Annotated in this window: 1 protein-coding gene; it reads right to left on the bottom strand. The window is 66.9% G+C overall.

Annotated elements, in window-relative coordinates; translation table 11 throughout:
- On the bottom strand, positions 1 to 523 hold a 523-nt coding region (locus DC522_RS34085; RefSeq protein ID WP_133239474.1), incomplete at both ends, for a FapA family protein.

The following is a 523-nucleotide window of genomic DNA, read 5'->3' as shown; positions in this document are numbered from 1 at the left end:
CTGCATGGCTTCGGCCATGCCGATGATGCCGCCCTTGACCGTGACGTTGCCCCCCGCTTCGACCAGGGCGGCTTCCATGGTGCCGTTGACGACCACGTCGCCGGTCACGCGCACTTCCATCGTGGCGCTGATATCGCCGCGCACTTGCAACGACCCCTGGAAGTTGATGTTGCCGGTGGACAGGTCGACCGCGTCGACCTCGACCACCGGATTGACCTGCGCGCCCTGATGGATGAGCTTGGGAGAGCCGGCGATGGCGGCGCGCAGCAGGTTGGGGTCTTCCGGATCGATCTCGACGCCGGACATTTCGGCGTTGAACGGGGTGTCCGGCAGTTCATCGGGCAGCACCGGCTGGCCCAGCACGTTGCAACCGTCGATGCCCGGCAGTGGCGGGATGCGCCGCATCAGCGGCATGCCGGGGGTCACCAGCAGCAGGCTGCCCAGGTCGCGGTAGTCGATCTGCGCCAGTTCGTCGATTTCCTGGGCGCGCGGCTTCAGGCGGTCCAGCAGGCTTTCGAAACGG

This window comes from Microvirga sp. KLBC 81 (assembly GCF_003075415.1).
Classification (GTDB): domain Bacteria; phylum Pseudomonadota; class Alphaproteobacteria; order Rhizobiales; family Beijerinckiaceae; genus Microvirga.
The sequence above is the reverse complement of the archived record's forward strand: the minus strand, read 5'-3'. Positions and strand labels throughout refer to the sequence as shown.